Source organism: Neisseria subflava, assembly GCF_003044645.1.
Taxonomy (GTDB): domain Bacteria; phylum Pseudomonadota; class Gammaproteobacteria; order Burkholderiales; family Neisseriaceae; genus Neisseria; species Neisseria subflava_B.
In genome coordinates this window covers 90,435-115,297 of sequence record NZ_POXL01000008.1, presented here as the reverse complement: position 1 = coordinate 115,297, position 24,863 = coordinate 90,435, and the positions used below count along the sequence as shown (strand labels likewise).

General features: G+C 50.6%; 27 protein-coding genes. 12 read left to right on the top strand and 15 right to left on the bottom strand.

Annotated elements, in window-relative coordinates:
* From DBY97_RS09690 to DBY97_RS09675, 4 genes are all read left to right on the top strand, one after another.
* Positions 1-612, top strand: coding sequence for a BON domain-containing protein (locus DBY97_RS09690; RefSeq protein WP_049330858.1), 612 nt, complete (start codon positions 1-3; stop codon positions 610-612).
* A 67-nt stretch (positions 613-679) separates the two neighbouring features.
* On the top strand, positions 680-1,285 hold the full coding sequence (locus DBY97_RS09685; protein WP_049343739.1) for a hypothetical protein: 606 nt from the start codon (positions 680-682) through the stop codon (positions 1,283-1,285).
* Between the two features lie 42 nt (positions 1,286-1,327).
* Positions 1,328-2,128 (top strand): type I methionyl aminopeptidase, encoded by an 801-nt coding sequence (map, locus tag DBY97_RS09680; protein WP_425413706.1) that lies wholly within the window; start codon positions 1,328-1,330, stop codon positions 2,126-2,128.
* A gap of 404 nt (positions 2,129-2,532) precedes the next feature.
* Positions 2,533-2,829: a helix-turn-helix domain-containing protein gene (locus DBY97_RS09675; protein WP_003680641.1), complete on the top strand. Its 297-nt coding sequence runs from the start codon at positions 2,533-2,535 to the stop codon at positions 2,827-2,829.
* Positions 2,830-2,924: 95 nt separating this feature from the next.
* On the opposite strand, the gene DBY97_RS09670 is transcribed toward DBY97_RS09675, so the two are convergent.
* The 3 genes from DBY97_RS09670 to DBY97_RS09660 are packed head-to-tail and all read right to left on the bottom strand — an operon-like array spanning position 2,925 to position 5,314.
* Positions 2,925-3,875 carry a YheT family hydrolase gene (locus DBY97_RS09670; protein ID WP_107858197.1) on the bottom strand — a complete coding sequence of 317 codons (951 nt, stop codon included), beginning with the start codon at positions 3,873-3,875 and terminating at the stop codon, positions 2,925-2,927.
* 12 nt (positions 3,876-3,887) lie between these two features.
* Positions 3,888-4,514, bottom strand: coding sequence for a phosphatase PAP2 family protein (locus DBY97_RS09665; protein WP_070748568.1), 627 nt, complete (start codon positions 4,512-4,514; stop codon positions 3,888-3,890).
* Positions 4,514-5,314, bottom strand: coding sequence for a competence/damage-inducible protein A (locus DBY97_RS09660; protein WP_107858196.1), 801 nt, complete (start codon positions 5,312-5,314; stop codon positions 4,514-4,516). The genes DBY97_RS09665 and DBY97_RS09660 overlap by 1 nt, the downstream gene beginning before the upstream one ends.
* A gap of 110 nt (positions 5,315-5,424) precedes the next feature.
* On the opposite strand from DBY97_RS09660, the gene argG reads away from it, so the two are divergent.
* The 5 genes from argG (at position 5,425) to DBY97_RS09635 (ending at position 8,460) form a co-directional block, all read left to right on the top strand.
* Positions 5,425-6,768: an argininosuccinate synthase gene (argG, locus tag DBY97_RS09655; protein WP_070645264.1), complete on the top strand. Its 1,344-nt coding sequence runs from the start codon at positions 5,425-5,427 to the stop codon at positions 6,766-6,768.
* Positions 6,769-6,810: 42 nt separating this feature from the next.
* Complete coding sequence (locus DBY97_RS09650; protein WP_107858195.1) at positions 6,811-7,026, top strand: DUF4177 domain-containing protein; 216 nt, start codon at positions 6,811-6,813, stop codon at positions 7,024-7,026.
* The gene (locus DBY97_RS09645; RefSeq protein ID WP_107858194.1) at positions 7,019-7,234 is read left to right on the top strand and encodes a hypothetical protein; all 216 of its coding nucleotides are present in this window, start codon (positions 7,019-7,021) and stop codon (positions 7,232-7,234) included. The genes DBY97_RS09650 and DBY97_RS09645 overlap by 8 nt, the downstream gene beginning before the upstream one ends.
* A 129-nt stretch (positions 7,235-7,363) precedes the next feature.
* A complete protein-coding gene (locus DBY97_RS09640) occupies positions 7,364-7,813 on the top strand; it encodes a DUF3290 domain-containing protein (protein WP_107724199.1) in 450 nt (149 codons plus the stop codon).
* Positions 7,814-7,827: 14 nt separating this feature from the next.
* Positions 7,828-8,460 carry a DUF421 domain-containing protein gene (locus DBY97_RS09635; protein ID WP_049336846.1) on the top strand — a complete coding sequence of 211 codons (633 nt, stop codon included), beginning with the start codon at positions 7,828-7,830 and terminating at the stop codon, positions 8,458-8,460.
* A gap of 72 nt (positions 8,461-8,532) precedes the next feature.
* On the opposite strand, the gene DBY97_RS09630 is transcribed toward DBY97_RS09635, so the two are convergent.
* From DBY97_RS09630 to DBY97_RS09620, 3 genes are all read right to left on the bottom strand, one after another.
* Positions 8,533-8,904 carry a DUF488 domain-containing protein gene (locus DBY97_RS09630; protein WP_107858193.1) on the bottom strand — a complete coding sequence of 124 codons (372 nt, stop codon included), beginning with the start codon at positions 8,902-8,904 and terminating at the stop codon, positions 8,533-8,535.
* 63 nt (positions 8,905-8,967) lie between these two features.
* On the bottom strand, positions 8,968-9,750 hold the full coding sequence (gene trpC / locus DBY97_RS09625) for an indole-3-glycerol phosphate synthase TrpC (protein WP_107858192.1): 783 nt from the start codon (positions 9,748-9,750) through the stop codon (positions 8,968-8,970).
* 143 nt (positions 9,751-9,893) lie between these two features.
* Complete coding sequence (locus DBY97_RS09620; protein WP_107858191.1) at positions 9,894-11,366, bottom strand: malate:quinone oxidoreductase; 1,473 nt, start codon at positions 11,364-11,366, stop codon at positions 9,894-9,896.
* 434 nt (positions 11,367-11,800) lie between these two features.
* Here DBY97_RS09620 and DBY97_RS09615 point away from each other — a divergent pair, with 434 nt between their 5' ends.
* From DBY97_RS09615 to DBY97_RS09605, 3 genes are all read left to right on the top strand, one after another.
* A complete protein-coding gene (locus tag DBY97_RS09615) occupies positions 11,801-12,295 on the top strand; it encodes a hypothetical protein (protein WP_107858190.1) in 495 nt (164 codons plus the stop codon).
* A gap of 82 nt (positions 12,296-12,377) precedes the next feature.
* The gene (gene rsmG / locus DBY97_RS09610; protein ID WP_107858189.1) at positions 12,378-13,007 is read left to right on the top strand and encodes a 16S rRNA (guanine(527)-N(7))-methyltransferase RsmG; all 630 of its coding nucleotides are present in this window, start codon (positions 12,378-12,380) and stop codon (positions 13,005-13,007) included.
* A gap of 67 nt (positions 13,008-13,074) precedes the next feature.
* Complete coding sequence (locus tag DBY97_RS09605) at positions 13,075-13,845, top strand: ParA family protein (RefSeq protein WP_049336841.1); 771 nt, start codon at positions 13,075-13,077, stop codon at positions 13,843-13,845.
* Positions 13,846-13,900: 55 nt separating this feature from the next.
* On the opposite strand, the gene DBY97_RS09600 is transcribed toward DBY97_RS09605, so the two are convergent.
* The 9 genes from DBY97_RS09600 to hrpA form a co-directional block, all read right to left on the bottom strand.
* Positions 13,901-14,473, bottom strand: coding sequence for a GNAT family N-acetyltransferase (locus tag DBY97_RS09600; RefSeq protein ID WP_107858188.1), 573 nt, complete (start codon positions 14,471-14,473; stop codon positions 13,901-13,903).
* Positions 14,474-14,480: 7 nt separating this feature from the next.
* Positions 14,481-14,855 carry an ASCH domain-containing protein gene (locus tag DBY97_RS09595; protein ID WP_159069490.1) on the bottom strand — a complete coding sequence of 125 codons (375 nt, stop codon included), beginning with the start codon at positions 14,853-14,855 and terminating at the stop codon, positions 14,481-14,483.
* Positions 14,852-16,051, bottom strand: a complete 1,200-nt coding sequence (locus DBY97_RS09590; RefSeq protein WP_107858186.1) for a hypothetical protein — start codon at positions 16,049-16,051, stop codon at positions 14,852-14,854. Before DBY97_RS09590 ends, DBY97_RS09595 begins: the two co-directional genes overlap by 4 nt.
* A 53-nt stretch (positions 16,052-16,104) precedes the next feature.
* On the bottom strand, positions 16,105-19,071 hold the full coding sequence (locus DBY97_RS09585; protein WP_107858185.1) for a DUF3418 domain-containing protein: 2,967 nt from the start codon (positions 19,069-19,071) through the stop codon (positions 16,105-16,107).
* A 65-nt stretch (positions 19,072-19,136) separates the two neighbouring features.
* Positions 19,137-20,714, bottom strand: coding sequence for a lipooligosaccharide phosphoethanolamine transferase (lpt3, locus tag DBY97_RS09580; RefSeq protein WP_199900764.1), 1,578 nt, complete (start codon positions 20,712-20,714; stop codon positions 19,137-19,139).
* Positions 20,715-20,864: 150 nt separating this feature from the next.
* On the bottom strand, positions 20,865-21,068 hold the full coding sequence (locus tag DBY97_RS09575) for a hypothetical protein (protein ID WP_107858184.1): 204 nt from the start codon (positions 21,066-21,068) through the stop codon (positions 20,865-20,867).
* A 167-nt stretch (positions 21,069-21,235) separates the two neighbouring features.
* The gene (dcm, locus tag DBY97_RS09570) at positions 21,236-22,495 is read right to left on the bottom strand and encodes a DNA (cytosine-5-)-methyltransferase (RefSeq protein WP_107858183.1); all 1,260 of its coding nucleotides are present in this window, start codon (positions 22,493-22,495) and stop codon (positions 21,236-21,238) included.
* Positions 22,496-22,567: 72 nt separating this feature from the next.
* Positions 22,568-23,296, bottom strand: a complete 729-nt coding sequence (locus DBY97_RS09565) for a PmeII family type II restriction endonuclease (protein WP_107858182.1) — start codon at positions 23,294-23,296, stop codon at positions 22,568-22,570.
* A gap of 70 nt (positions 23,297-23,366) precedes the next feature.
* Positions 23,367-24,761 (bottom strand): ATP-dependent RNA helicase HrpA, encoded by a 1,395-nt coding sequence (hrpA, locus tag DBY97_RS09560; RefSeq protein WP_107858181.1) that lies wholly within the window; start codon positions 24,759-24,761, stop codon positions 23,367-23,369.
* Positions 24,762-24,863: the final 102 nt, after the last annotated feature.

Sequence of the window (24,863 nt, the reverse complement as noted above, 5' to 3'; positions counted from 1 at the left end):
ATGAAGAATATCAAACGCTACGCCCTCCCCGTTCTGACAGCGACCCTCTTGAGCCTGAGTCTGAGCGGCTGCGTCGGCGCACTGATCGGCGGTGCAGCCGTCGGCACCAAATCCGCCGTCGACCGCCGCACCACCGGTGCGCAAACCGACGACAACGTTATGGCCCTGCGCGTCGAAACCACTGCACGCTCCTACCTGCGCCAAAACAACCAAGTCGAAGGCTACAAGCCCAAACTGAACGTTGTCGGCTACAACCGCCACCTGCTCCTGCTCGGCCAAGTGGCTACCGAAGGCGAAAAACAATTTGTTGAACGCATCGCCCGCTCCGAACAAGCCGCAGAAGGCGTGTACAACTACATCACCGTTGCCTCGCAAGCGCGTTCGCTCGGTGATGTGACCAACGATACTTGGGGTACATCTAAAGTTCGTGCAACCCTGTTGGGCCTCAGCCCGGCCACCCAGGCACGCGTCAAAATCGTGACTTACGGCAACGTGACCTATGTGATGGGCATCCTCACGCCTGACGAACAAGCCCGCGTGACCCAAAAAGTCAGCACGACCGTTGGTGTACAAAAAGTCGTGACCCTCTATCAAAACTACGTTGCCAACTGATTCACAGGCAACCCGGGGCCGTCTGAATATTCAGACGGCCATTCCTCCAACGATTACCCGCCCCATCATGTCCAAGAATAATAAAACCCCTTTCCAACTTAAGCCCAAACACCTAATCCGCGCTTTATTCCTTGTCAGCTTTATCGCCGTCGCAGCCCTTGTTGCCGGCGTATTCAGCACCCTAAACTCCGGTAAAACCGACGTACCCGAAAAAAGCCCTGCCGAACAAACCGACACACGCATTGAAGTTTGGCGCCCCAACGGCACTGTCGAACCTGAAACCGTTCAGCCTACCAAAGACGGCGACGCAAAAACCGCCTCCGGCAACCCGATTGTTCCCCAAACCGAAAAAAGCGATAACGCCGAAGAAGGTGCAAAAAACGACCGTCCTGCCGCACACCGCAGCAAACGCACAGAAAACAAACGCACTGAAACCGACAAATCAGAAAACACACAATCCGACAACAACAGCTCTGCCGCTCAAAACAAACCTAAAGCAGACAGCCAGCCGGTAGAAAACAAAGCCGCAAGCAACAAACCTACCGCACAAGCAGTAGAAAACAAACCGGAAAAAGCCAAAGCCCCCGAGTCCAAACCGACTCCGAAAGCCGAGCCTGAGGCCAAACCACAAGCCAAACCGCGCAATAAAGACAATCTCGACAACCTGTTTTAAACAGACGGCACACCCGTCCCGTTCAGACGGCCTCCATGCCGTCTGAAACAAGAAGGAAACCTCATGGACAAAGTCATCATCAAAACCCCCGAAGAAATCGAAAAAATGCGTGAACTCGGCCGCTTGGTCGCCGAAGCCCTCGACTACATCGGCCAATTCGTCAAACCCGGCGTAACCACCAACGAAATCGACAAACTCGTTTACGACTACCACGTCAACGTTCAAGGCGGTTATCCGGCCCCCCTCAACTACGGCAACCCGCCCTACCCAAAATCCTGCTGCACCTCCGTCAACCACGTTATCTGCCACGGTATTCCCGACGACAAGCCGCTGAAAGAAGGCGATATCGTCAACATCGACCTGACCATTAAAAAAGACGGCTTCCACGGCGATTCCAGCCGTATGTTTACCGTCGGCAAAGTCTCCCCGATTGCCCAACGCCTGATCGACGTGACCCACGCCTCCATGATGGCAGGTATCGAAGCGGTCAAACCCGGCGCCACCCTCGGCGACGTCGGCTATGCCTGCCAACAGGTTGCCGAAAATGCCGGCTACTCCGTCGTACAGGAATTCTGCGGACACGGCATCGGCCGCGGCTTCCACGAAGCGCCGCAAGTAGTCCATTACGGCCGCAAAGGCGAGGGCCTCGTTCTGAAACCGGGCATGATTTTCACCATCGAGCCGATGATCAACCAAGGCAAACGCCACCTGCGCATCCTGAACGACGGTTGGACAGTGGTCACCAAAGACCGTTCCCTCTCCGCCCAATGGGAACACGAAGTTTTGGTTACCGAAACCGGCTACGAAATCCTTACCATCAGCCCTGCCACCGGCAAGCCTTAAACTTGAGAAATTTTCAGGCCGTCTGAAAATACAGATTCAGACGGCCTGAAATTTATCCACTTTCCCAACCTGTCAAACCGAATAAAAGCTCAAAATTAAGTTTTTACCCATAATGAATTGTTTAGTTATGTAAAAATTTGCCCACGCCATATTTAAGATAATCGCATAATTTAATGATTTATATGCCAAAAATTATACGAAATAATGAATTAAGAAATATTTACACAAATTATGGCAAACAGCGGCAAACTTCTTTCGAATATACTGTCTAATTATCTAGATCAGTCATTTGCAATACGCCCACATATCACCCCAAAAGCCTACAGGAAAAGGGATGCCGGCATTCTTGCAGACCCATTTTTATGCCTAGAGGCATGCAACAAATACCACAATAAGGAAGATTCATGAAATCGTTCGAAAAAATTGAAAACATCCGCGATATCCGTAAAAAACTCGGCCTGAACCAAATGGACTTCTGGAGCCGCATTGGTGTGACTCAATCCGGTGGTTCCCGTTACGAATCCGGCCGCAATATGCCTAAACCTGTACGCGAATTGCTGCGTTTGGTACACATCGAGCGCGTAGATTTGGCTAAAGTAAACCGTGACGACTTGGCCGTTGCTTCCCTGCTGAAAAACCGCGACCCTGAGTTGTACGCTTCTCTGAAAAAAGAAGCCAAAGCCGACAACAAAGGCAAATAATCAAGCCATTCAAAAAGCCGTCTGAAATTCGTTTTCAGACGGCCTTTTTACTTTCTACACACTAAGGGCATGTCTGCATACATGCCCTTTTTCATTTACGGCTGATACTGTTTGAAATAGTCCAACACTGTTTGCGGCAGCCATTGCAGATTCAGACGGCCTTGATCGCGGCTGACGAAGCCGACATGACCGCCGTATGCCGGTTGCAGCAGCGTAACGGCCGAGGACACGTCCCGCCCGGTCGGCAGGGCTTCCGGCGGCAGGAAAGGGTCATTGACAGCATTGAGCAGCAGCAACGGCGTATCCACGCCTTTCAGGAACGGTTTGCAGGAGTTGCGGCGGTAGTAATCATGACGGTCGGCAAAACCGTGTAGCGGCGCGGTAAAGCGGTCGTCAAAATCGCCAAGCGTTTTGCAGTTTTGCTGGCTTAAGGCCGTCTGAAACTGAGGAATCGCCTGGGCTTTCGGCAACAGCGAATTTAAAAAATAGCGCGTGTAAATCAGTCGCGTCATGCCCTGATCAAAACGCGTACCGGCCGCCACAGCATCAACCGGTGCGGAAACGACGGCAGAAGCGCGCGGAACGGCATTGCTGCCCTGCTCGCCCAAATATTTGGCCAAGGCATTGCCTCCCAAAGAAACGCCGACGGCGTAGATGGTTGAATAGCGTCGGGCCAGCGTGTCGAGCATAAAGGCGATTTCGGGCGTATCGCCGAGGTGGTAGAACACGGGCGCGGTGTTTGCTATGCCGCCGCAACTGCGGAAATGGGCAACCACGCCGTTCCAACCGCGCTGCTGAACGGCTTTCATCAGCTCGACCGCGTAATGACTCTCGCTGCTGCCTTCCAGTCCGTGGAACAAAACCACCAGCGGCGCATCAGGATCGGCGCTGTCGACAAAATCGTAGGCAACTTGGGTTTTGCCGGTACTGTCGGGCAGAAGCTCGCGGCGGTAGTCGGGCGCCTTGCCTTGCAGCAGCTTGGCAAACAGGGTGTCGGCATGGCCGTTTCTGAGCCAATAAGGCGTGTTGGGTGAACGTGTATTCATGATTTATTTCTTCTATTTTTCAGACGGCCTGAAGATGAGCATATACACCAGCAAGGCAGTCAGCGTGCCGTTTGTCCAGCCTGCCCAAACGTCGGTGGGATAATGCACGCCCAAATAAATGCGTGAAAACCCGGTCAGCAAGGCAAAGGAAATACCGCCTATCCAAGCGGCGCGGCGGTAGCGCGTGCGGCGGCAAAGCAATATCAGCATGACGGCAATGGCGGCGGAAAACGTACTGTGGCCGCTGGGGAAGGAAAAATTGCTCTCTTCAATCAGGCGCGGCCAAAGCAACGGGCGTTCGCGGGCAAACCATACCTTCACAATCAGCATGTTCAAAGTCGGCACCAATGCCGCCAACACGCAAAACAGTGCTTCGCGCTTCTTATCGGCAAAATACAGGGCGGCGGCGACCGCGCCGATCAGTGGCACGGCAATCGCGGTTTTGCCCAGATAGTGCAACACGGTAGCAATCGGATCAAACCATGTGCCCGCATGGGCATGGACGGCGTGCATCAGCGGCGGCTCAAAAGCAAAGCCGCCATATTGCGCCAGCCAAATGCCGATGATGAGGGTCGGCGGCAAAAACAGCAAAGAGGCAAAAGTCAGTGCGCGTCTGGATTGGGCCGGGGATAAGTGCATCATTCCACCGTTTCTTTCAAAGTCGCGCCAATCGCCTGCAAACCCTGCAACGCATCTTCCCACGCAGCATCCAGCAAGCAGCAGGCCTCGCCTTCCGCTTTAATGCCGAACTCGATATGCGGCGGAGTGTAACGGCCGTCTGAATCGGTACGGCCCACGGTGGGCAGGCTGTACGAACGGATACCGGCGTAGGTATGTTCAAGATGTTCCATAATCGGCGTAATGCGCGATTCTGGTTGGTCGAACACATACACGCTGCGGCTGCCGCGTTCGGTTTGGTTGAAGCGGTCGGCGTAATAAGTTTCCAAAACCCATTCGGCCATCGGGTGCGCCATCACGGGGAAACCGGGGAAGAAATAATGCTCGCGGATGGAAAATCCGGCGATGTTGTTAAACGGATTGGGCACCAATTCCGCGCCTTCGGGAAAATCCGCCATCTTCAGGCGTTGGGCGTGTTCCGGCGAATCAAGCGGCTCGCCGCGTTTCAGGGTTACGCCTTCGATAAACTTGGCGGCTTCAGGATGGCGGACGACAGGCAAATCCAAAGCGGCTGCGGCGGCTTGGCGCGTGTGGTCGTCAGGCGTAGAACCGATACCACCTGTAACGAAAGTCGGCAGGCCGTCTGAAAAACTGCGGCGCAGTTGTTTGACCAACAAATCGGGTTCGTCGGGTAGGTATTGCACCTGATTGAGCTTCAGCCCGTGCGATTCCAATAAAGATTTAAAAAAGGCGAAGTGCTTGTCTTGACGGCTGCCGTGCAGGATTTCATCGCCGATGATAATGAGGTTAAAAGCGTTCATGATGAGGTTTCTTTAATACGGCCCTCCAAACATTCAGACGGCCTAATTGCTGACAATGTATTCCATTTATAAGATAATGGTTTCAACTTTTCAAGTCTGGAGGAATCCCAATGAGCCAAAACCATACCATTTTACAAAATCTCCCCATCGGTCAAAAAGTCGGCATCGCCTTCTCCGGCGGTCTTGATACCTCTGCCGCGCTGTTGTGGATGAAACTCAAAGGCGCGCTGCCTTACGCCTACACCGCAAACCTCGGTCAGCCCGACGAAGACGATTACAATGCCATTCCTAAAAAAGCGATGGAATACGGCGCAGAAAACGCCCGCTTAATCGACTGCCGCGCACAGTTGGCACATGAAGGCATCGCCGCCATCCAATGCGGCGCATTCCACGTTTCCACCGGCGGTATCGCCTACTTCAACACCACGCCTTTAGGCCGCGCCGTGACCGGCACCATGCTCGTTTCCGCCATGAAAGAAGACGACGTGAATATCTGGGGCGACGGCAGTACCTACAAAGGCAACGACATCGAGCGTTTCTACCGCTACGGCCTGTTGACCAATCCAGCGTTGAAAATCTACAAACCTTGGCTCGACCAACAATTTATCGACGAACTCGGCGGCCGTCACGAAATGAGCGAATTTTTGATTGCCAACGGCTTCAACTACAAAATGTCGGTTGAAAAAGCCTACTCTACCGACTCCAACATGCTGGGTGCCACCCACGAAGCCAAAGACTTGGAATTCCTCAACAGCGGCATCAAAATCGTTAAGCCCATCATGGGCGTTGCCTTCTGGGACGAAAGCGTCGAAGTCAAACCCGAAGAAGTCAGCGTACGCTTTGAAGAAGGCGTGCCGGTTGCACTAAACGGCAAAGAATACGCCGATCCTGTCGAACTCTTCCTCGAAGCCAACCGCATCGGCGGCCGTCACGGCTTGGGCATGAGCGACCAAATCGAAAACCGCATCATCGAAGCCAAATCTCGCGGCATCTACGAAGCCCCGGGCATGGCATTGTTCCACATCGCCTACGAGCGTTTAGTGACCGGTATCCACAACGAAGACACCATCGAACAATACCGCATCAACGGCCTGCGCCTCGGCCGCTTACTCTACCAAGGCCGCTGGTTTGACAGCCAAGCCCTCATGTTGCGCGAAACCGCCCAACGCTGGGTTGCCAAAGCCATTACCGGCGAAGTCACCCTTGAACTGCGCCGCGGCAACGACTACTCGATTCTGAACACCGAATCACCTAACCTGACCTACCAACCGGAACGCCTGAGCATGGAAAAAGTCGAAGACGCAGCGTTCACACCGCTCGACCGCATCGGCCAACTGACCATGCGCAACCTCGACATCACCGACACCCGCGCCAAACTGGGTATTTACTCGCAAAGCGGTTTGTTGGCATTGGGCGAAGGCTCCGTATTACCGCAGTTGAATAATAAGGAGTAGAATCAGGGGGCTTTAAAGCCCCCTTGTTTTTAAAGGAATAAAATGAAAGAATATAAAGCCGTCATTTATCAAGAGAACCTTATGTCCAGTTTGGTTTTCGGCAGCGCCAAAATCAATCCGGTCAAATTCAGCGATTTCCTCAATAGCCATGCTTCGCAAGGCTGGAAGGTCGTTACCATGGAAAAAGACCAGCGCCGCATGCTACTGTTTTTCGTGCGTGAAGCCTACGTCGTCATTTTGGAAAAAGAACGTGTTTAAACTCGGCGTCTATGCCTGTCTCGGATTGTTCGTCAGCTGGGTGTTGCTCTTGATTTTGCAACTTTGGTTTTCCTTCGTCGATGCCGATTTGTTTCTCAAAATCACCCTGACCATGGCAGGTCTTTTCATTATCATTCTGGCCAGCTTACTGGTCATCGGCCAGTATTTTTCCGAAAAGAAAATGAAAGACGACGGATTTATCAACTGATACTACTTCGGGAAGCGCCATGTATGCTTTATCCGAAACCTTGACGCAAAATCCTTGTTTAATAGACAAGGCCGTCTGAAATGTAAGTTTCAGACGGCCTGATTACCCTTCCCAAATTTATCAAATACCATGAAATTCTTTTCTCACTTTTATCTTGAAAATCATATGTATTTCCACGACTACTTGAAATATATCCTGATTTTCGCCGCCCTCGTCATCCTCCTGCTCACCGTATCGCAATACCTGCGCCACCGCATGGACACCAAATACCGCGACCTGAGCATTATTGCGCTGTTGCTGCTCATCCTCATCTGCGGCACGCAATATCTTTCATACAGCGAGCGTCAAAACTTTGCCGCCGATACTTCGCGCATGGTGGGTTTTCTCAATGCCTTGATTGAAAACCAAAAAGTTGAAAAACAAGACATCATCGTCAACAGCACGCGCCTGTTCAACGGCATGATTATCGGCATCAAAAACCAATACTACGAAGTCCATTTCAATCAAGACTTCTCCGCCTACACGCTGACACCCATCAATTTGGTCAACAACAATATCGAACTCATCGATAAAGAATAACAGGATACACACACATGGAAGCATACTCCCTGCTCGCCCTCAAACTACTGATGGGTATTTTAGGTTTGATTTTGCAAATCAACCTCTTAGGTAAAGGCAACCTCGCGCCGACCTCTGCCATGGACCAAGTGCAAAACTATGTACTCGGCGGCATCATCGGCGGCGTGATTTACAGCGACAGCGTCGGCCTATTGCAATTTTTCCTCGTGCTGATTTTGTGGACGCTGTTGGTCTTGAGCCTGAAATTCATCAAAAACCACAACCGCTGGGTCAAATCCATCATTGACGGCAAATCCGTCTGGGTTATCGTCAACGGCAAAATCCAAACCGATGAATGCATGAAAAACGGCATCAGCGCACACGACCTCATGTTCAAACTCCGCGCCGCCGGCATCTACGAAATCTCTGCCGTCAAACGTGCCGTGATGGAACAAAACGGCCAGCTCGCCGTCATTAAGTACGGCGACGAAAGCCTGCGCTATCCACTGATTACAGACGGCCAAGTTGACCCCGACATCCTCGAAATCATTAAGCGTGATGAAGAATGGCTGCAACAGGAACTCGACCGCCTCCACCTTGAAGCCTCGCAAGTCTATATCGGCGAATACATAGACGGAAAATTGGTGGCACACCGTTATCCTTCTTGATTTGAAAATAGCAGGCCGTCTGAAACCTTAATTTCAGACGGCCTTTTTATATCCGGTTCAAACACTGATTTTTTAATCGCGATATTCAAACGTTGTGCCCAAAAATTGAGCCAGCGCAGAGACGTGAGAATGTCGGGGATCTTTGACGGCGGTCAGCAGCAGGATATTGCCGTGTTGCCGCTCCAAATCCAGCAGCCGCTTGATGGCGGCCTGCTCGGCATCGCCTTGCAGCTCTTCATGATAACGGCTGACAAAACCGTCAAAATTCTCAGCCGGATTTTCGTGATACCAGCGACGCAGGTTTGCACTGGGCGTAATGTCTTTCAGCCAAAGTGCAGTGGCAAAAACCTCTTTGCGGACGCCGCGCGGATAGAGGCGGTCGAGAAAGACGGCGGTCTGTTCGGGATTGGGCTGATACGCGTAAATGCGCTGTACGGTAAACATTTTTTCTCGTCTCCAATGGATTCAGGCCGTCTGAAAATTCAGACGGCCTGATGTTTTTTAGGTTTAGAACAGTTTTTTGACTTCGGCTTCAATATCGTCGGCACGCATAAAGGTTTCGCCGATCAGGAAAGTATGCACGCCGTGGCCGCGCATGAAATCGACGTCTTCTTTGTTGCGGATGCCGCTTTCGGTTACAACGGTTTTGCCGTTCAATTCAGGCAAGAGGTCGAGGGTTTGTTGCAGGGTTACTTCAAACGTACGCAGGTTGCGGTTGTTGACGCCCCACAACGGCGTGGTCATGTTGCGGCATTTTTCCAGCTCGGACGCATCGTGCAATTCCAACAATACGGTCATGCCCAATTCGTGGGCAACGGCTTCAAAACGCTCAAGCTGCCCGGCTTCCAATGCGGCGGCAATCAGAAGAACCGCATCCGCACCCCACGCACGCGCCTGATAGATTTGGTATTCGTCGATGATGAAATCTTTACGCAAGACCGGCAGTGCCACGACCGCACGCGCCTGTTTCAAATACTCGGGCGAACCTTGGAAGTAAGGTTCGTCCGTCAATACGGACAAACAGGCCGCACCGGCTTTTTCATAAGCAACGGCAATTTCGGCAGGATGAAAATCAGGACGGATCAGGCCTTTGCTCGGGCTGGCTTTTTTGACTTCGGCAATAATGGCAGGCAGATTCTGCGCGTGTTTTTCACGGATCGAGCCGATAAAGCTGCGAACCGGCGCAGCAGCCTGCGCTTGGGCTTTGATGTCTTCCAAGGAAACGGCGGCTTTTTGGGCGGCCACTTCTTCTGCTTTGGTGGCAAGGATTTTGTTGAGAATATCGGTCATGGCGTTTTTCTATTGGGGCTGATTTTCGGGTTTGAATCGTGCAACATGCTGCTGCAGATTAGATTTCAGACGGCCTGAATGCCGCTATTTTAATGGTTTGAAAAAAGGCGGGCAAGAATGCCCGCCTTTGTGTCTGCTTCAATTTAGTGATGAATGCCCAAAACGGACGCGTTGTGGCTGATGATTTCGTCCGCCAAAGACGGATTGTCGTTCAGCTTGATACCGTAGCCGGGCACCAATTCTTTCAGACGGCCTGACCATGATTCGGCATGATCTGGGAAGCATTGGTTGATCAGCTTAATCATCAAAGGTACGGCGGTTGATGCGCCTGGGGACGCGCCCAGCAATGCGGCCAACGAGCCGTCGGCATGGGCGACGATTTCGGTACCGAATTGGAGTACGCCACCTTTTTTCGGGTCTTTTTTGATGATTTGCACACGCTGACCGGCGGTAATCAGTTCCCAATCGTCAGGGTTGGCTTCGGGATAGTAGTCGAGCAGCGAGGCGAAGCGTTCTTCTTTGGTTTTGCGCAATTCGCCCAAGAGGTATTTTGTCAACGGCATATTAGCCCAACCGGCACGGAGCATAGGATAGAGGTTGTCCATGTGGATGGACATCGGCAAATCCATGAGCGAGCCTTGTTTGAGGAAGTTGGGGCGGAAGCCTGCATATGGGCCGAACATCAAATGGCGTTGGCCGTCCACGTTGCGGGTATCCAAATGCGGAACGGACATAGGGGGCGCGCCGACGGAGGCTTGGCCGTACACTTTGGCGTTGTGTTGCGCGGCCGTTTCGGGATTGCTGTTGCGGAAGAAGAGGCCGGAAACCGGAAAGCCGCCGTAGCCTTTGCCTTCGGGGATACCGGATTTTTGCAGCAGGGTCAGTGCGCCGCCGCCTGCGCCGAGGAAGACGAAACGGGTGCGGAGTGTCAACGGATCGTCATCGTCTTTGGTGCTGCTGGTTTTCAGCACCCATGCGCCGTCCGATTCGCGGTTGAGGTCGTCGACATGACGGTTGAATTTGATTTTTACGCCTTTGTCGCTCAAGTATTTGACCATCTGGCGGGTCAGGCTGCCGAAATCGACGTCTGTGCCTTCGGCGGAGTAGTTGGCGGCGATGGATTGGTTTTCATCACGGCCGTTGATAACCAGCGGCGCCCATTCGGCGATTTTGGCGCGGTCGGTAGAAAACTCCATTTTTTCAAAGAGTTTTTGGTTTTTGAACACGTCGAAACGTTTTTGCAGATAACTGCAATGGTCGGCGTTCATCACCAGCGACATATGGGGGACGGAATTGATGAAAGTGCGGTCGGTCAGTTTGCCTTCTTCGACCAAAGTCGACCAAAATTGGCGGCTGATATGGAATTGTTCGGCAATATTAAGGGCGCGGGTCGGATCGATCGTGCCGTCGGCAGTCAGGGGCGCATAGTTCAATTCGCACAGCGCAGAGTGTCCCGTACCGGCATTGTTCCATGCATTTGATGATTCCAACGCTACATCTTCCAAGCGTTCGATCAGGGTGATTTCCCAAGATGGTTCGAGTTCTTTGAGCAATACGCCCAAAGTGGCGCTCATAATGCCGCCGCCTACTAATACGACATCGGTTGCTTCAGCCATGGTTTTACTCCTACTAAAGTCAGGCATGGTTTGCCTTGTGGTTATCTATCATTATAAACAACTGATTTCATAGGAATTATTTTGTATTTTTGTTGTGTGTGAAACTTTTGTTGCCTGCTGAGTTTCCGAGCGTAAATGGCGGAAGGCAGTTTCGGTTTGGGTTCCAGATTTCAGGTCTTTATAATATGTTATTGAGAATTTAGTAGATTTTACGGAGAAATGCAAAGATTTTCTGTTCGGTTCATATAAAAATAAGAGATTAGGCCGTCTGAAAACGTTTTTTTAACCTTTATCCGCCAACGTTTGCCAAGAAAAAAGAATTTTTCATTTCTTTTTTAATTGACCGTTTTTGTCAGCAATTTCAGCGCTAACAAACGTGAATCAACCGCCAATCTGCTATCATTTCGACTTATCCCACAACAAGGCAAACCGCCATGTATCTGACACAAGAAAAGCCCTACCGCCCCCTATTGGTCGCACTGATGTTCCTCACCCTGCCGCTGGCGATGATATTGCACAATATAGTGCAAATCGCCTTTTCAGACGGTCAAGGCCTGCTGATAACGGTCAAAGACGGCGCATGGGCATGGCAAAGCGGTTGGCAGGATTCCGTCGCATGGTTTGTCTGCGGGATGTTTGCCTTCCTCAACCTGCCGATTGCCGGCGGACTGACCAAGCTGGCATATAAAAAAATGATGCGCCGGCATTCGCGTTACGCCATTTTCCTTGCCGGTGTCGCAGCGTGTGCCTCGGCGGCGGCAGGTTTGATTTTTGAAGCCATCTTAGGCAATACCGCATTGGCCGGTATGCGCGGACAAGGCGTGTTCTACTACACCCTCTCCGTTTGGATCATCGCCATGCTGACCCTGCCCAAACAGCTCACGCGCGCGCCGGAGCAGCCCATCGTCTTTCACAAAATGAAACGTTGATTCAACAGGCGCAAACATTTTCAGACGGCATGCTTTCCGTTACCATTACATCCAACGCGTTTTAACCAATAAGGAATAACAAATGAATCAGGCGCAACAGCTCCGCGACGGCATACAGGCACTGGGTTTGGACATCGACGAAGCCAAACAGACCAAGCTTCTAGACTATGCCGCCCTGCTGCAAAAGTGGAACAAAACCTACAACCTGACCGCCCTGCGCAATCCCGCCCAAACCGTCAGCCATCACCTGCTAGACAGCCTGACCCTCCTGCCCTATATCGAACACGCGCAAACCATGCTCGACGTCGGCTCCGGCGGCGGACAGCCCGGCATACCCACCGCCATCTGCTGCCCCGACCTCGACATCACCCTCCTCGATGCCAACACCAAAAAAACCGCCTTTCTGCAACAAGCCGTCATCGAACTCGGCCTTAAAAACGTCCGCGTCATCAGCGGCCGCGTAGAAGCCGCTGCCGACTGCCGTGCCGACGTCATCACCAGCCGCGCCTTTGCCGAACTCGCCGACTTCGTCAACTGGACAGAGCACCTCCTCAAAGACGGCGGCTACTGGGCAGCCATGAAAGGCGTATATCCGCAAGAAGAAATCGACAAACTACCCGAAAGCGTCGCCGTCGAAAAAGTCGAAGCATTGCACGTCCCCCAACTCAATGCCGAACGCCATATCGTCATTATCCGCAAAAAGGCCGTCTGAAAACAACCCAAGCATACCGAATAACGGTACAATCCAGCCATCCACACTTAACACGACAGCAAAGCACATGAGCGCACAAATCCTCGCCGTCGCCAACCAAAAAGGCGGAGTCGGCAAAACCACCACCACCGTCAACCTAGCCGCCTCCCTAGCCTCCAAAGGCCGCCGCGTCCTCGTCGTCGACCTCGACCCCCAAGGCAACGCCACCACAGGCAGCGGCATCAACAAAGCCACCATCGAAAACGGCGTTTACCAAGTTGTCCTCGGCGAAACCGACATCCCCAACGCCGTCGTCCGCAGCAAAGAAGGCGGCTACGACGTATTGGGCGCCAACCGCACACTGGCCGGCGCAGAAGTCGAACTCGTCCAAGAAATCGCACGCGAAATCCGCCTCAAAAACGCCCTGCAGCTCGTTGCCGACGACTACGACTACGTCCTCATCGACTGCCCCCCGTCCCTGACCCTGCTCACCCTCAACGGCCTGGTCGCCGCCAACGGCGTCATCGTCCCCATGCTTTGCGAATACTACGCCCTCGAAGGCATTTCCGACTTAGTGGCCACCGTCCGCAAAATCCGCCAAGCCATCAACCCCGACCTCGACGTAACCGGCATCGTCCGCACCATGTACGACAGCCGCAGCCGCCTCGTCGTCGAAGTCAGCGAACAGCTCAAACAACACTTCGGCAACCTGCTCTTCGACACCGTCATCCCCCGCAACATCCGCCTTGCCGAAGCCCCTAGCCACGGCCTCCCCGCCCTCGCCTACGACGCCCACGCCAAAGGCACACAGGCTTATCTCGACTTGGCCGATGAACTGATTGCACGGTTGGAAAAATAAACAGAAATATGAATATAAAAAAGGCCGTCTGAACGTACTTCAGACGGCCTTTGGTTTATTTTAAATAACCGTTATATGATATTTCTATCGTATTTTGTTTATATAAATCAAAATATTTTTCTGTTTGAACAAAACCAAAATAATTAAAAATCTTCTCAAATTCAGAAAGTTTTTGTTCACTTACAGAAAGTAAAGGCTTCTCCGTCCCTAACTCAGCAAAAGACCTTTGAAACAACTTTATACCAATCCCTTTATTTTGGAATTCAGGCATGATCCTTAAACAGCATAATTTCTTTTCTTCAATCTCATTTTTTAGAATTGCCAAACCAGCAATCTTCCCATCACGCCATTCAAGCAAAATTGAACGAGTACCATCATAAAGACCAGTAAACACCTTTCTCTCCAGCCAATTACCAAAATTTGGATATTGTTCAGAAAGCATAATTAAATTGATAAATACATGATTTATAAGTGGTAACATCATATTTTCTTGTTTCAAAACTGACTCAAAGTCAATAAGAGGAACTTCTATAAATTCAGCACTCTGGAACTGATTTCTATTGAAAGTAAGTAATGAGGTATCAAAATATAGAGCCTTGCTTACAGGATAAAAATTATACGTCATCATAAACTCCTTATTTTAAATAGTAAAAACCCTGTGGAGGATGCTTTTTTCCACAGAACTCTTCCAATTTTAATGGCTCTGGCAGTAACTCAAAGTTTGCAATCCCTATAGCATAAGCTTTATCACATTTACTAAAATATTGGAAAAACTCTTCTTCTGTTATACCAGAATTATATTTTGTTTTCTCCCATATAGAAACTAAATTATCAGCAATAACTTGCTGTACCTCAAATTTTGCAACAACTCTTGAAAGGGGACGAGTACCATAAATATAAACTGTTTGTACCTTCATTTTAGGTAATATTTTTCTATATTCAAATTTCTTTATTCCGGATTTAATTTGTTCAATATGATTGGGGTGTATAGATAATAAAATTTTCATCATAGAGAATCCCACCATTCTTCTATTGTTTTCTTAATCAATATCCCTTTATATTTAATAAAAGAACAAATATTATTAAAAGTTTTTTTTATTCCAACTATTAATAGCCATACAAACACTATAGAAATTACTACAATAATTACATTTTCCTGAAAACCATCACCTCTATCAAAGAAAGAACTAGAAAAAAGATTATCATTAATTATATTATTATACTCCACATTATCAGAACCCAATAAAGTAACTATTAAACTCGCACCAGAATTTGAAATTAACCCTATAAAAAAAAGAAAAGCTAGAAAAGTAAGAATTTGGAACTTTGAAGATTCAATTCTAGAGAACCTTCCTAAAAGGCTAAAGCTTTCTACAGAGTCTATCTCCTCGTTACTCTTTTTATTTGTTCTCCAATGGTAACCCAAACTATTTTCAATACTAACGTCATTACCCAAAGATAAATAGCTTTTCCAAATACTCTCCTCTCTCAATGAGCGGCTAGTATTATAATTTTTACTGTGGTCCCCAAGTTCATATTCTTGATCTATCGTTAAGAAAAAATGAATTTTTTTAAACTTTACTAAGTTATGACTATTATTTAAATCAGGTGTTAACCACCTGCTCTCATTAACTCGCACATCTAATATTTTAGTTCGTGTATTTGAACTTAATATCCCTTTATCTTCTGGAGCAAATGATTTGATTAGCTTAGCCCTCGATGCATTTTTAATTCTAAATCTTATATAAATTTTTAGAGACTTATCTCCTTTACACATTTCTTTTATTTTTTCTAAATTAATAGTTAATTCAGTACAAAGAGTATTAGTATCATAAGATATATTATTATTAGGATTAAATGGTATCAAAACAATTTGATCGTTACTTCTTTTTATAACAGTAAAATTTTCTTTTATACCTTCTGGAATTATAGGCTCATTAAAAATAGCATTAACGATCTTGAAATTAGTGGACAATACCATCCCTAAATCTTCCACATCTTCAAAATCATATTTTCCTGGCACACTAATCAATAATGATTCACTATTTAATTCCTCCACATCAATCAATAGTCCTAAATCCAGATAAGTACATTTCTTATTATCAAAATCCCATAAATTTAGATGTAACTCATCTAACTCTAGATTAGTACTAGAAGATTTTTTGGGAACTCTAAAAAGTAGACATGAGATTTTTTGTGTAGTCATAATTTACTCATTTTAAAAATAGATCCATATAATGATAAAACAATACACAATCATTATATAACTATTTTTTGCATCAAACCTTCCCACTCCTTCAACAATCTCTTCACCGACACCGGATACGGTGTCTTCAATTCCTGCGCGAACAGCGACACCCTCAATTCTTCAATCATCCATCTAAACGCGGCGAGGTCGTCTGAAACGGGCTGTCCTTGTTTCACCAAACCGTCGGTTTTTTCCTGCCACATTTGTTCCAGCTCTTGAATATCGGCTTCGCGGGCTGCGTCGCGGGCGGGGTTGCTGCTGTATTTTTCGAGGCGCAGGGTCATGGCTTTGAGGTAGATGGGGAGGCGCGGCCATTGTGCCCACGGGGTGCGGGTGGCGAAGCCGGCGGCGAGCAGGGTTTGCAGGCGTTGGCGCAGGAGCTGGGTGAGCGGGTGTTTGCCGAGTTTGCCGTTCAGTTCGGCGTAGGCGGCGGCGGTTTCCTGCAGGTAGCGGCTGAGGGCTTCTTTGACGGCGGGCAGGCGGCTGCGGGCGCGTTTGATTTGTTCTTTGAAGGCTTTTTCGTTGCGCGGCAGATCGTCTTCGCCGATAAAGGCGCGGTCGCAGACGGCCTGGGTGAGGTCGTCGCGCAGGGTGTCAGCGTTGATGTGTTTAAGCAGCATGGCGGCTTGGGTAAAGCCTTGGATGCCTTTGTTCAGGTCTTTAACTTGTTCTTTTAGTTGTAATTTCATGAGTTCGATCACGCCTAATCTGTGGGCTTGTTCGGCGGCGGCAGACGTGTCGAACAGGCGCAGGGCGATGCGGCCGTCTTTTTCTTTTTGCAGGCCGAGGTAGCCGGTGAGCTGTTGTTTGCCGCGTGCGAACTTGATGGATTCGGGCAGGGTACCGATGTCCCATGCGGTAACGTTGTCGCGCTCGAATTCTTGGGTGTTGTCGCGGAAGGTAACGGCGGCGGCTTGGCCGAGCTGTTGTTGCAATTCGTGCAGTTTGCGGCCGCCGGCAAGCTCTTGTCCGCCGTCGTCGATAATGCGCAGATTCAGATAGCAGTGTTCGGGCAATTCTTGCGCCACCCATGCGTCTTGGTCGATTTGCTCGAGAATCCGCATATCGCCGGCGCTTTTGGCAATAAAGTGCGCCAACTGGGGAATGATGGCCGCTTGGCGGTCGGGATTGCTTTCGAGAAATTTGGTGATGAAATCGGGTACGGGCACACAAATGCGGCGGATTTGCTTCGGTAGGGCTTTAATCAGCAGCTGGATTTTTTCGCGCAACATACCGGGCACCAGCCATTCGAGCGACGGCGCGTGCAGACGGTTGAGTACGGTCAGCGGCACGGTCATGGTCACGCCGTCGAGCGGATGGTGCGGCTCGAAGCGGTAGGAAAGTTTGAACTTGCCATCTGCGGTTTGCCAGAATTTGGGAAACTGCTCTTCGGTAATGTGTGCGGCAGCGTGTTGCATCAAATCGTCGCGGCTGAGGAACAGCAGGCACGGATTGTCGCGTTCGGCGGTTTTGAGCCAGGCTTCAAAGGTGCGGATATCGGCAAGGGGCAAAGGTTTCAGACGGCCTTTTTGAGATGCTGGCTGCTTTTTGGGTTTGGGGTCGTCTGAAACATTTTGACGGGTATGTGAACTCGGTTCATGCTCGCGGTTGTCCGCATCTTTGGAATCTGCGTGTGCGGCTTGCGCGACACTCCCTGCGTTGCGCTGGTTTGCTTGTCCATTTTGTCCGGCTGTCTTGTCCGACTGGGTTTGTCCGCCCTCTTCGCTTCCCCAAACGCCGCCTTTCGCGTCTTTCCACACCAGCTCGGGCAGCCGTTCGTTATAAAACGCAAACAGGGCTTCGTCATCGACCAATACGTCTTGCTTGCGCGATTTGTGTTCGAGTTCGGTAATTTCTTTAATCAGCTTTTTATTGTGAACAAAAAAGGCCGTCTGAAGATTGCTTTCTTGCGCCACCAATGCGCCGCGGATAAAGATTTCGCGCGCTTCTTCGGGCGCAACTTTGCCGTAAGACACGGGGCGGCGCGGCAATACGGTCAGGCCGTAAAGCGTCACGCGTTCGCTGGCGACGACTTCGCCGCGTTTTTGCTCCCAGTGCGGCTCGAAATAGTGGTAGCGGACGAGGTGCGGCGCTTCCTGCTCGATCCATTCGGGCTGGATAACGGCGACGTCGCGCGCGTAAAGGCGCGTGGTCTCAACCAATTCTGCCGCCATCACCCATTTGGGTTTGGCTTTGAACAGGGCTGAGGCGGGAAACAGGTGGAAACGGCTGCCGCGCGCACCGGTGTAGTCGTTGCCGTCGGGCGATTTCATGCCGACGTTGGCGATAAGGCCGGTGAGCAGGGCGCGGTGGATTTGTTCGTAGCCGGCTTCTTTTGCGGCGCGGATTTGGGCGCGGTGTTGTTTCTTATCCAGTTGTTTTTGTTTGAGTTTAGCCGCCAAATCTTGATCGCCTTGGCTTTCAGACGGCCTTAATTGTTCTTGGGAAGGAGGTTGTCTAAACGCGGCTTCTTTGGTGGTCAAACCCATTTCAATCGCGGTTTGGGCAAGCTGGTGGTGCAGCTCGCGCCATTCGCGCATCCGCAGGTGCGACAGGAAATATTGGCGGCACCACTGCACCAGCTGCTTGTTGGACAAACCTTTGTCGCGCTCGCGCTGGAAACTGTCCCAAATATTCAGATAGGCAAGAAAGTCGGATTGCTTGTCGGTAAAGCGTTCATGCGCCTTGGCCGCGACATCGCGCGCTTCCAGCGGCCGCTCGCGCGGGTCTTGAATCGACAGCGCGGACGCGATCACCAATATTTCCGCCATGCAGTCGTGTTTCTTCGCCGCCAGCAAAATGCGTGCGATTTTCGGGTCAATGGGCAGGCGCGCCATTTGTTCGCCGAGGTGGGTGAGGCGGTAGCGCGTGTTGGTACCGATATGACCCGAACTGTTTTGCAGGCCGTCTGAAACATTGGCTGGGTTGGATCGGGCATCCATGCCTGATCCGCGTACTTGGTTTTTCATATTTTGCATAGTCTTGTCGGTCGGGCATCTTCCCCGACATCATCTAAATTTGTCTTTATTGGTTTTCACGCCGCTTATTGCGGATAAACATATTCCGCCTTGCCGTCGCGAATGTTCAAGCTGCCTGCATCGCCCGTAATCAGGTTGCCCGTTACCGAGCCTTCGCTACAACCTGAAACCGGCATATCGTAGCCCAGCGTGTGAATCAGAAACGTTGAAAGCTGCTGATGAAAGGCAATCTCGCAAGGTGCAAAAGCCTGGTTGGCAGCCTGTTGCACGGCCTTATCCGGACTGTACAACACCAGCGGCACAAGATAGCTGTCGGGCTGCACCGTGCCTTGATTGTAGGTATCTTGGCGCACATACTGGCCATGATCGGAGGTATAGGCAAACAGCCAGTTGCCGTCAGGCTGCTTTTGCAGCTGCTCGAATACGGTTTGGATCATTTGGTCGGTTTTGTGGATGGTGTTGTCGTACTTATCCACAATATTGGCTTCACCGAATACTTTATCTTGAGGCTGCAACAATGCGCCGTATGGGACGTGCGAACCGCGTTGGTGCAACACGATAAAATGCTTGCCCTGCTGCAAATTGATTTTGTCAAACAGCGGCAGCAGTTTCTCATCAGGCATATTGTCGCTGTTGCCGTAGCCAAGCTGCGTCGGCTGAATCAGATGGTCTATCCACTTTTTACCGATTAAGTTCAAAATCGCCATCTCGTTTTCAGCCTGCGCGCTGTAAAAATACGTTTCATAGCCCTGCTCTTTGGCAAGGCGGAACATATTGGTATCGCCGCTGCTGATTTGCTCGTAGCCGTTGGCATGCGGTATCGCATTGAAAAAGCTGGGCAGGGACACAGCCGTCATCAAAGCGGCGGAATAGCTTTGCTTCACAATCGGCTTAAAGTCGGCTTGCGACAGCTGGGTTAAAAACGGCGAAGTTTCGCGTCCGTAGCCAAACAGTTTCAAATGCGCCGCGCTTTCGCTTTCACCCATAATCAGGATGATATTTTGAATACTGCCTTGCCCGATTTTGCTTGGCGCAGGCTGTTTGAACACAGGAATCTTGCTTAAATCAAACAACTGATACGGCAATACGCGCCCGACAAAATAGCCGAAGCTGAAATAATTGGCTTTGATACGACTGTATGTCGGTTTGGGCGAAATACCGTGTTCCTGCGTCGTACTGAATGAACGTCCAAAAATCAGCAACATCGCCGCAATAAACACAATATCGGCGGCAAAATGCGTCTTACGGCGGAACTTGGCAAGGCTGCAAAACAACACGACTTCCAACACGCCCCACAATACAGGCAACCACAACTTATCCAACATCGACGCGCCCGCGCTGCCAACTTCGGTAACCTCTTTCAGCATCAGCCAATAATTAATGCCCGTCATCCAACTTTGATAAACCGCGTAATGCACATTGTTGGCAATAATGCTGAGCGCAAAAAACACCGCAATCAGCAAACGCGTCACCTTATAACGCGCAAACAGATAAAGCGCAGCAATCACAAATGTCAGCGCAAACGTTTCCGCCATTTTCGCAGCCGGCAGGGTTTCAATCCCGAATACAAAGCGATAGGCGATTTCGCTGGCAGTAAGTAGAGATGAATAGAGGAAGAGAACAAAAAGAGATTTTTTCATAATGGGAAATTTCACAATAAAACTTGCAGGCTGAGTTTGGGGATTCGACAACGGTATTCTTCAGCAGCTATCTGTTTACAGATTGTTTCTTAAAAACGAGGTCGTCTGAAAAGGGTTTGTGTGGTGGATTAAGGGAGATATTTTCGGAGAATCTTATGCTACCACCAATTCCTGAAATTCATCATCAATATCTTGTAAATCGGACATTACCCAAAATGGAACACCATAAAAAATACGGGGAATTTTCAGGTCGATAGGCAGGCACGCCATTTGTTCGCCGAGTTTGGTCAGGCGGTAGCGAGGGGTGTTTGACGGGACAGCTTTGGGGCTACCTGAAAGGGTGTAGGTGTTTTGCATTGTCTTGTTTTGAATGGGATTGGATAATTGTGGCTGCCTGAAAACAGGGTGGCTCGTTTTCTATTGGGATTGCATGTCCGTATGTTTGGTCGGTAATTATTGAATAAAACGGCGGGCTGATGCCCGCCTGCAAACTATCGGTTGTGTCGGAATCATAATCTGTGTGGTTATGCCGCTTTCTGACTGACGGATTCGGCTTCCATATCGTTCAATAGCCGTACTAATGCACGCCCGACGGCATAGGCTAGGTTGACGGGGACGGCATTGCCGATTTGTCTGTATTGCGCACCTAGCGAGCCTTCAAACTGCCAGTCGTCGGGGAAGGTTTGGATGCGGGCGTATTCGCGCACGGTTAGCGGGCGGGTTTCTTCGGGGTGGCAGCGTTCGGTCTGTTTTTGCGCAGGGGCGCAGGTCAGCGTCAGGCTGGGTTCGTCCCATGCCAGCCGCCGCGCCATACCGGTTTTGCCGCCGCCGAGAAAATAGCTTTTCTGCATGTATTCGCGCTGCAACGCGTCGGGAAGGTCTTTCCAATAACCGCCTGCGGGCACTTGCGCCATGATTTCCGCCTTGCGCTGTGGGTATTTCTGCCCTGCCGAAGGCGGTACGTCATCGGCGTAGAGTTCTCCCGCTTTCAATGCGTCTTGCAGGGTCAGGATACGGTGATAGGGTGATGGCCAGTGGAACTCAACTTTGTCTGCCAAATCTTTGCGTATGCCGATTAAAAACAGTCTTTCTCGCTTTTGCGGTACTTTGTAAAACACGGCTTTAAGTACGCGGGGCGGCACGAGGTAATAGCCGAGTTCATCGATAATATCGGTAATCGCCGCCAGCGTGCGCCCTTCGTCGTGTGCCAGTAGGCCGCGCACGTTTTCGGCTACAAATACTTTGGGATTGGTTTCTTTCACGGCACGGGCAAACTCGAAAAACAGTGTGCCACGCGTGTCTTCAAAGCCTAATTTTTTACCCGCATAGGAAAACGCCTGACACGGAAAGCCGCCTGACAGGATGTCAATTTGGTCGCGGTAGGGGGTAAAGTCCAGTTTGGCAATATCGCCTTCCACCACATTCCAATTCGGACGGTTTTTCCGCAGGGTTTTGCAGGCTGCCGCGTCGATTTCATTGAGCAATACGGATTCGAACCCTGCCTGCTCCATACCGATTGCCAAGCCGCCCGCACCTGCGAACAGCTCCAAAAGTTTATACGGTCGTTTCGGGCGTATGGCGGCTTCTTCCTGCCAGCGGCTGTCAAACAACAGGCGTGCTTCCTCAAATACTTCGAGCTGTTCGCGGCCGTACAGGCGGTAGTTGTTGTCAGTTTGGCGTTGCGGGACAAGTGTGCCGTTTTTGTCCCAACGGCGCAGGGTTTCTTTGGAAACGCTTAATATATCTGCAACTTGAGCGATGGTGTAGTGTTCGGGACTTTGCATAATTTGTCTAAACCTTAGTTATGGTTATTAATTGCAGCATAATCTAACCTGAAATGCTAGAGTCGTCAAACATTATTCATGGTTACTTAAATTTTGCACAGTTTCGCTGGAGGCAAGTGTTTTGATAATGCGGTCGAAATCCTTGCTGAAATCGGCCTCCACAGCAACCAAACCGATGGCGTTGATGAGTTCGTGATAAAAACCTTCATCGCCCGTCAGCCTGTGCCACAAATCTTTGCCGATGACTACATCGTAGTCGTATTGCTCGGTAATGCGGCGGTAATGGCTGCTCAAATCTTCTGGTTCGCCGTAAAGTACGCCGACAATCATGTCGTCGTTAGGGATTTTCAGATGATTGGTACGCGACAGATTGCGTACCGATTTGAAATGTCCGGCAATGGTTTCCACATCATCGGCATTGATGGTGTTCGGCCCAGCTTTAAGCTGGCAGTATTTCTTGCGTCCGTCGGTTTGGTCTGTAAATTCGATGTCCATACCGCTGGCAGTGCTGCCGACGGCATTTTGAATGGCGGAAATAAAGCCCTGCATATTCTGCCCGAACGATGTGTTGATGGACGTACCCAACACGCGCGGAAACAGCAGGGCTTTCGCGATGCTTTCGGGGCTGGAATTACCCGTCAGAAAATTGGCAAGATAAACCGTTAAAAAAGGGTTGATGTTGAACTGTTTCGGGTCAGTCAGTTTTTCGGTATTTTTGATGTGGTTTTGCGCGATACGGTTGCGAAACCATTGTTTGGCGGCATCCAGTATTTTTTGTTTTTGTGCTGTGTTCAAAGACATGGGTATTTCCTTTATCAAGTTGAAAATGACAGCCTGTGCAGGCTGCTTTTTATTTTCAGGTAGCCTGTTTTCAGACGGCCTCCACCGCCCCCAATTCCAGCAACACCTGAAAACCATCGTTGATATACCGCGAATCGGGCATTTCTAAAAATGGGAATGCCGCTACGTCGCCCAGGTTCAGCGATGCCATGCGCAGGATGACGGCGGCGAGGTTGCTGCGGACGATTTCTGGGTCGGTAAATTCGGGGCGACTGTTGAAATCTTCTTCTGAAAACAGTCGGATACATACGCCTGCGGAGACGCGGCCACAGCGGCCGGAGCGTTGGCGGGCGGCGGCTTGGGAGATTTTTTCGACATGAAGCTGCTCCACTTTCGCCCGTGCGGAATAGCGTTTGACACGCGCGAGACCGGTGTCGATGACGTATTTGATGCCCGGCACGGTGAGCGAGGTTTCGGCGACGTTGGTTGCTAACACGATGCGGCGTTTTGCGCCGGAGGGGTGGAAGATTTTGTGCTGCTCGGCGTGCGACAGGCGTGCGAACAGGGGCAGGATTTCGTCGTTGCGGCGCAGTGTGGATTTGCGCAGGGCTTCGGCGGCTTCGCGGATTTCGCGTTCGCCCGGCAGGAACACCAAGATATCGCCTTCGCCATATCGCGCCAATTCGTCGGCGGCATCGACAATCGCGTCGGTCAGCTCGACTTCTGCGTCGTCTTCGTCTTTACTGGTCAGCGGTCGGTAGAGGATCTCGACCGGATAGGTGCGCCCGCTTACTTCCAGCACGGGCGCGCCGTTGAAGTGTTGGGAGAAGCGTTCTGCGTCTATTGTTGCCGAGGTGATGATGACTTTCAAATCAGGGCGGCGCGGCAGTAGCTGTTTCAAATAGCCCAAGAGGAAGTCGATGTTCAGGCTGCGCTCGTGCGCTTCGTCGATGATAATCGTATCGTAGGCGGCGAGATAACGGTCGGTTTGGGTTTCTGCCAACAGGATGCCGTCGGTCATCAGCTTGACGCAGGCATCGCGCGAGGTGTGGTCGGTAAAGCGTACTTTATAGCCGACCGCGCTGCCGATTTCGGATTTCAGCTCTTCGGCAATCCGCTCTGCCACGGAGCGTGCGGCCAAACGGCGCGGCTGGGTATGCCCGATCAGCCCTGCCGCCCCGCGCCCGAGTTCCAGACAAATCTTGGGCAACTGCGTGGTTTTGCCCGAACCGGTTTCGCCGCAAATAATCGTTACCTGATTCTCGGCAATGGCTTTTTTGATTTCGTCGAGTTTTTCGTGAACGGGCAGCGTATTGTCGAATTCGGGCTTGGGCAGTTTGGACAGGCGTTGCAGATAGAGGTCGTGCGATTTTTTGTATTTTTCCTCAACCTTGGCCAAGCCGCCGTATTTATTGGGGTTTTTAAAGGCAGATCGCAGAAAATGGCGGTCTTTGGAGAGGGTTTGGGCGAAATCGGGTTGCGGCATGATGGTGCAATAAATTGAATAATGTGAAAAGAATGGAATTATAGCAAAAGGCCGTCTGGAACTTGCTTGCTTTCAAGTTTCAGACGGCCTTTGTATGGATAA